Origin of the sequence: Methylobacterium sp. WL103 (assembly GCF_008039885.1) — a bacterium.
Classification (GTDB): Bacteria; Pseudomonadota; Alphaproteobacteria; order Rhizobiales; family Beijerinckiaceae; genus Methylobacterium; species Methylobacterium cerastii.
Genome location: NZ_VRUX01000200.1, coordinates 1 through 7,026, shown reverse-complemented (window position 1 = coordinate 7,026; position 7,026 = coordinate 1). Strand labels below are relative to the sequence as shown.

General features: G+C 68.1%; 5 protein-coding genes and 1 pseudogene. 4 read left to right on the top strand and 2 right to left on the bottom strand.

The window, feature by feature from the left end; translation table 11 throughout:
- Positions 1-1,036 (bottom strand): DUF1972 domain-containing protein (locus FV222_RS13500; RefSeq protein ID WP_147814638.1); only part of this gene is annotated, 1,036 nt, incomplete at its 3' end.
- A 208-nt stretch (positions 1,037-1,244) separates the two neighbouring features.
- Here FV222_RS13500 and FV222_RS13495 point away from each other — a divergent pair.
- From FV222_RS13495 to FV222_RS13485, 3 genes are all read left to right on the top strand, one after another.
- A complete protein-coding gene (locus tag FV222_RS13495; protein ID WP_246685456.1) occupies positions 1,245-2,423 on the top strand; it encodes a glycosyltransferase in 1,179 nt (392 codons plus the stop codon).
- Between the two features lie 364 nt (positions 2,424-2,787).
- Entirely contained in the window at positions 2,788-3,783 is a 996-nt protein-coding gene (locus FV222_RS13490; RefSeq protein ID WP_147761533.1) for a sterol desaturase family protein, read from the top strand.
- Positions 3,780-4,910, top strand: coding sequence for a GNAT family N-acetyltransferase (locus FV222_RS13485; RefSeq protein WP_147761532.1), 1,131 nt, complete (start codon positions 3,780-3,782; stop codon positions 4,908-4,910). The genes FV222_RS13490 and FV222_RS13485 overlap by 4 nt, the downstream gene beginning before the upstream one ends.
- Before the next feature lie 21 nt (positions 4,911-4,931).
- On the opposite strand, the gene FV222_RS13480 is transcribed toward FV222_RS13485, so the two are convergent.
- Positions 4,932-6,239: a hypothetical protein gene (locus FV222_RS13480; protein ID WP_246685455.1), complete on the bottom strand. Its 1,308-nt coding sequence runs from the start codon at positions 6,237-6,239 to the stop codon at positions 4,932-4,934.
- Positions 6,240-6,729: 490 nt separating this feature from the next.
- On the opposite strand from FV222_RS13480, the pseudogene FV222_RS13475 reads away from it, so the two are divergent.
- A pseudogene (locus FV222_RS13475) lies at positions 6,730-7,026 on the top strand (molybdopterin molybdenumtransferase MoeA); the annotation flags it as partial.

The window sequence follows — 7,026 nt, the reverse complement described above, 5'->3', positions numbered from 1 at the left end:
CCGCCGTCCGGGCCGCGGCGAGGGCGGCGGCGTCGCCGAGCACCGTCTCGATCGCGCGCGCACAGCCGTCCACGTCTGCAAAGTAGAGCTGGCCCTCGCCCGCGGTGCCGCGGTTGAAGGCGTTGTCGTGCGCGATGACCGCGTTGCCGGCCCACAGCGCCTCGACCAGAGAGGGGTTCGTGCCGCCGACCGTGTGACCGTGGAGGTAGGCGCGGGCGTGATGGCGCAGCGCCTGGACCGTCTCGGCCTCGTAGATCGCTCCCGGAAAAATCACGCCCTCCCCTGCCGCGGCCCGCAGCGCCCGATGGTAGGCGTTCTCGGGATCGAGGGTTCCCAGCACCACCAGCTTGGCAGGGCGCGGCGCGCGTGAGAACGCCTCGACGAAGGTCAGGATGTTGTTGTCGGGCTCGATCCGGGCGATCGAGACCAGGAACCCGTCCGGTTCGAGCCCGAGCGCCCGGATCGGCGCCTCGCTCGTGGCGCGGATCGGGTCGCCGCCATACGGGATCGTGGTGATCGCGTTTCGCGGGCGGCGGGTCGCGAGGTGGTCGGCGATGGCCGGGTGGTCCGCGATCAGGCGGTGCGAGCTCCAGGCCGCGATCCACTCGCTGATCCAGAAGAACGCCCGCACCGCCGCGGACCATTTCGGGCGGCGCCACTCGATCCCGTCCATGTTGGTCAGCACCTTCGCGCCGCGCAAGCGGAGATAAGGCAGGAACACAGCCCCGTTGTAGCCGAGCACAAGGCAGACGCCGCCTCGCGCGGCGGCGTCGTGCGCGCACAACGCGTCGAAGGCGAGCGTCGCCGCCGGGCCGGTGCTGGCGACCTCCACGGTGATCAGGTCGACCCCCCGCCAGACCGAGGTCGAGACACGCTGCCCGACCGTCTCGACCTCCCGCTGGCAGTAGACGCCGACGCGCCAGCCACGTGCGGCGAGATGCAGGGCGAGCCGTTCCGCGAACGTCTCGAAGCCGCCATGCGCCGCAGGGATGCCGCGCGTTCCAAGAATAAGGATCGCCGGCGCAAGTTCCCGCATACGCATACCCCTTCCGATTTCAATCGAGTTACGGTATGTCATCAGAATTACTAACGAATTCTCTTATGATTACAACCCATAGTTGTTGTAATAGAAGTGTGTTCAACTTATGCGTTTTCAATCAGTACTTCGAACCGGGTTGTCCATCACGGACGGGAATGTTTCTCCGGCTGGCGGGTTCCTCTCGGCACGTGAGGGGGGCGGCGCCGTGCGGTGCATCACCTGCGTGCATCAGGGCTACGAGCTCTATGGATCGGATCGCAGCTTCTGCGAAACGGTGCGGACGATCCGCGAAGCCTATCCGCAGGCCTGGATCGACGTGGTGCTGCCGAAGGCCGGCCCGATCGTCGCCTCGCTCGAAGGCGCCGCCTCGCGGATCGTGATCGAGCCGATCTGGGTGCTGCGCCGGCGTAACCTCCTGCGCCTCGCGACGCTCGGCATGGCGGCTCTTCCCTTCGCGGTCGCTCGGGCGCTCCGGCGCATCCGCGCGAGCGATCTCGTCTACGTGAACACCACGGTGGTGGCCGACTATCTGCTCGCCGCGCGGCTCTTGCCCGGCCGCACGGTGGTCCACGTCCACGAAATCCCGGAGGGCGCGACCCTGACGGTGCTGCGCAGCCTGATCCGCTGGAGCCGGGCGAACATCATCTTCAACTCGCGCGCGACCCAGGCCGCCTTCGCGATGCCGAAGGATGCGACCGCGCGCGTGGTCTACAACGGGATCGCCGGCCCGGCCGTGCCCAACCCGGCCCGCTACGACGGCAGCCGGCCGCTTCGCCTGCTGATGCTCGGGCGGATCAGCCGGATCAAGGGCCAGGAGGTCCTCGTCGAGGCGATCCGTCAGCTGCCGGATGCGGTCCGGTCGCGGGTCGAGCTGAAGATCGTCGGCAGCGCCTTCGAGGACGACGCCCGCGAAGCTGCGCTCGCGGCGCAGGTCGCGGAGGCAGGCCTTTCGCGCCAGGTCACCTGCTCGCCCTTCGTCGCCGACCCCGATTCGCTCTACCGATGGGCGGACGTGGTGGCGGTGCCCTCGCAACTGCCCGAGTCGCTCGGCCGCGTCGCGATCGAGGCCCTGGCCTACGGCATCCCGCCGCTCGTCTCCGGGATCGGCGGGCTGACCGAGATCGTCGAGGACCGGGCGACCGGCTGGGTCGTGCCGCCGGGCAGCGCCGAGGCGCTGTCGCGCACCCTCGCCGAAATCGTGACCCGTCCCGACCTGTGGCGCGATTATCCCGCAGCTGCCCGCGCCCGCTACGAGCGCATCTTCGACGAGAAGCTCGCGGCCGAGGGCATCGCGGCGATGCTGCGCCTCACCCTTCAGCGCGAGCCCGCCCGCGTGCGCGACGCCCGCGCCCCCGCCGACGCCGCCTCGAAATCCGCCGGCTGACAGTCAGCGAAGTCGGTTGCGCAAGCTGCCGTCACCGGCGCCGGCGCAACGATCCGTTATCCAAACTTCGGTTTCCCGGCCGGCCCGTTTGATCGGTCAAGGAACTGGGAACGGAACGAGAGCTTGAGGATACGGTCGAGCTTACACTGTCCGGTAAGTCCTTCGTAGGTATTCTTCTGCGAATGTTTTGCCGTGCGTCGTTCCATCGAACGACCGCACGTTGTATTGCTGTCCCTCATCGCCGCAGACCGCAACCCGCGGTGGCGAACGTCATACGATCTAGCCGGGGCGCACGCGCGCGCCGATCTTCCGTACTTCGACCTGCAAGCGGCCGACCGGTCGCCGCGGGCATGAGAGATGGGATATGATCAGCACCTTCATCGAGGAAATCCTCGACCGCATCTCCGCCGCGAACCTCCTAGCAGCCGGCCTTCTACTGGCGACCGCCCTCGGTTGCGCGGTGATCGCGTATTGGCGGACCGTGGAGGAGAAATCCTTCGCCGAGTTCTTCGAGTTCATCCTGCCGCACGAGGTGATCACGCACCCGTCCGCGCGGGCCGACCTGCTCTTCTACATTACCCGGAAGGCGATCATGCCCTTCCTGCTGATCCCGGCGGGCGTCACCTTCGTGGTCGCGGTCGGCTACGCCACCAACAAGGTCGTCGGCACGCTGTTCGGAATCGATGCGCCGCTGATGGGTGGATCGCCGGGGCCGATAACGGTCATCGTCTTCACCGTGACGATGCTGCTCGCCTACGACATCTCGTACTATCTCTACCACACGGCCCAGCACCGCTTCCCATTCTTGTGGGAGCTGCACAAGGTCCACCACTCCGCGGAAGTGATGGTCGGCATCACCAAGGATCGCGTCCACCCGCTCGACGAGCTCATGAATCGCGCCTGGGACGGCGTCATCCCGGGAATCTGCTTCGGACTTTGGACGCTGATCGCCCTGAATCCGGTGGAGGTGACTGTGTTCGGCGTGAACGTCTACATCATGCGCAACATCCTGATGATGGACTTCGTCCGGCACACGCACTTCAAGATCTCGTTCGGGAAGCTGAACAACCTGATCCTGTGTCCGCACTGGCACCAGCTGCACCACAGCACCAATCCGCGGCACTACGACAAGAACTTCGGGCTGCTGTTCTCGTTCTGGGACCGGGTCTTCGGGACCTTGTGTGTGCCGGAGCCGAACGAGAGCTTCAAGTTCGGCCTCGTGGACCGCGACGTGCGCGACTACCAGTCGCTGAAGGGCCTCTACATTCTGCCGTTGAAGAAGATGTGGCTCGTGATCAAGCGGCGCCTGCGGCCGCGCGGCCCGGCCGCGATCTCATCCCATAAAGGGGTCCAGCCGTGAGCGCCGAACGTTTCGAGATCGTCCGCACCGCCGAGCGGCTCGCCGCCGTCGGCCCGGCCTGGGCCGCGTTGTGGCGCGAATCCGGCGCGCTGGTGTTCCAGAGCCATGCCTGGATCGCGGCATGGTGGGCGACGGTGCCCGACCGCGAGCGCCGCGCCCTGCAGGTCGTGCTCGCCTGGCGCGGCGAGACCTTGGTCGCGGTCCTGCCGATGGCGACCTGTCGGCGTAAAGGTTTGCGTCTGCTCGAATGGGCGGCCAAGGACCACACCGATTACGGCGACGCCCTTCTCGTTGGCGACGATTCCGGCCTCGTCCGGCGGATGTGGGCGCACCTCTCGTCTGCGGGCGGGTTCGACCTCGTCTACCTCAACCGCCTGCTTCCCGGCGCAAAGGCGCGCGCGCTGCTCGAGCCGGCCGCCGCAGCAGGCGTGCGCCTGCGTCCGAACCATCGCAGCGATGTGAGCTTTCGCGTCGCCGGCGACTGGCCGACCGGCGAGGCCTGGATGGCCTCGCAATCGAAGAAGACCCGTCAGAATTACCGCCGCGGCCAGAAGTTCATCGGCGAATCCGGCACCCTGCGCTTCCGCCTGCTGCCCCCCGACGAGCCGATGGAGCCGGTGCTGCTTCGGCTGGCCGACCTGAAGCGCAAGTGGCTCGCCGGCAACCAGCTTGAATCGAACCTCTACGACGAGGGCTCGCTGGCACTTCCCGCGCTGGTCCGGGTGCTGGCCGAGACCGGCCTGCTGCGGGCCTTCGTGCTCGAATGCGACGGCGTCGTCGTCGCCGTGTCGATCAACTTCGTCCAGGCCGGGACGATGATGGCGTTCGTCACCACCTACGATCCGGCCTTCGAGCGCGGCTCACCCGGCATGGTCCTGATGATGGACTACATCCAGTGGTCGATCGACCAGGGCCTGCACACCGTCGACTTCCTGTGCGGGGCCGAGGCGTTCAAGAGCCGCTTCGCCACCACCAGCGTCACCCTCGACGCCTTCATGGGACGCAGGACCCTGCCGGGCGCGGCGGCGATGATGCTCGATTCCTGGAACCTCGTGGTCCGCGACATGCGCCGCCGGACTGTCAAGCCGGCGCCTCCGCAGGTCGCCGCGGCCAGCGAAGCGGCCTGAAACCGCGCTTTCAACGCCCGCTTAAGCGCCGGCCGGCGGCGCGGCGGCCCCGACGACACGGTGCGCCGCCGTTCGGACACGTCCGTCCGGGTGGCGCGACCGGTCGCGGAAGGCTTTCGCCGACCACAGGGCCGTGACGCATTCCGAGACCGCGAGCCCGATCAGCGCGAAGGGCGGCGCCATGGTGAGCAGCAGCGGCACCATGATCAGGAAGCCGACGACGGCGCTGACCAGCGCGCCGGCGGCGATCACCCGGAAGGCGGCCGACGCTTCGAGGAACGCCCGCGGAATCGCGTAGAGCAGCGCCATCGTCACCACGCACCAGACTCCGAAGCCGATGCCCGCCATCGGCTCGTGGGAAAAGCGCCCCTTGAAGAGGTGGCTCTCGATCATCGGCAGTGCCGCCCACATCGCCGCGCCGTAAGCGAAGCAGGCGAGCCCGATCAGGGCCGTGCTGCGCAGGACGAGGCGCCGCGCCTCGCGCCGCCGACCCGCGGCGAGCAGCGCCGAGATCTCCGGCAGGACCATGTTGTTGAGGGCGTTGGTCGGGATGCGCAGTGGCGCGAACAGAACCAGGGTCGCGGCGATCGGCGCATAGGCCGCGGGTCCGGCGAGCACCGCGAACAGCAGCGTCAGCCCCTGCCCCTGTACGGTGGTGCCGGTGACGCCGAGGAGCGACCAGGCCAGCGGCCGCCAGATGCCGGCGTAGCGCCGCCGCACGCTGGCGCGGAACGAGACCCGGACGGGACGCCCGAGAGCCGCCAGCGCCACGGCGATCCCCATGGCTTGCGCCCCCGCGATGCCGAGGAAGGCGTGCTCGAGCAGGGCCTCGTCGCTGGACTGAAGGAACGCGACCAGGCCCAGCCCGCAGGCGGCGTAGACGATGTCGCTCGCGCCCGCGACCCAGGGCTTTTGACGCGCGAGCAGCACGATCCGCAGGTAGCTGCGAAACGCGTAGAGCCCGACGAAGGCGCCGCCGGCGAGCGCCGTGACGCCGATCACCGGCGCGAGCCCGATCGAGACCGCGCCCGCCATCAGCAGCGCCACGGCGGTCGCGCCGGAGCCGAACACCATGTCGTGCCCGCGCTCGGCCGGGCGCCCGAGGCTGCGCGACAGGAACAAGGTCGCCGGTACCCCGACCAGGGCGCGGATATAGGTGACGCCGACCGCGCCGATCGTGAAGACGATCGCGAACAGCCCGTATCCGTGCGCCCCGAGCTCGCGCACCAGCACGATGTTCAGGACGAAATGGAAGAGGCTCTGGATCAACTCGCCGGACAGGATCACGGCGAAGCGTCGGCCGAAGCGCCCGATGTCCGGCCGTTTCATGCGGGCCGGCTCCGAACGAAGCCGACCATTGCGTTCAACGAAGGAATAGGGAGTTCGACCAGAATGTGTGTCAAAATGTTTCCGCATCTACGCTCGATATCGGCATGATGAAGTAAGATTTTCTTTAGGATATCTCTTAGTTTGAACCGATCGCCAACCCATCGCAGGCGCCGGAATTGGCTGCATCGACACCCGGACCGAACCCTGTTGCTTGTTGCGCAACGCACCATACGGGTGGATGGCGCAAAGGTTTCTCTCGGCCGACTACGCACGTAGCTTGCGACGCCTGGCGCTTGCCAGGCCGAAGAGCGGGCGTGCGACGATGTCGGGGACGCGCTTTGGTTCCCGTGGGGCTTGATCGGACGGCTGCGATGCCGCAAGCCCGGCCTCCATCGTTCGACCGGCCGCCCGTGACGCCTCGCGCAGCACCCGATTTTCCCGCCCGAACCGGTCCGGCGCCATCGGCCGCGCGGCACGGAGACGACGCGCGATGACGCGCCTCAGCGACGATTGCTTCGATCCCTCCGCGCCGGTGATGTCCGTCGCCGAGGCGGCGGCGACGATCTTGGCGCGCTTTCCGGTGGTGGCCGGCGTCGAGTCCGTCCCGTTGTCCCGCGCCGACGGCCGCATCGCCGCCGCGGATATACTCGCGGAGATCGACGTCCCGCCCTTCGACAACGCGGCGGTGGACGGCTACGCGGTGCGCTTCTCCGATTTGTCCGAAGCCGGGCCGACGCGGCTGCCGGTGCGTGGGCGCCTGCCCGCCGGCGCCGCGCCCGCGCCCCTC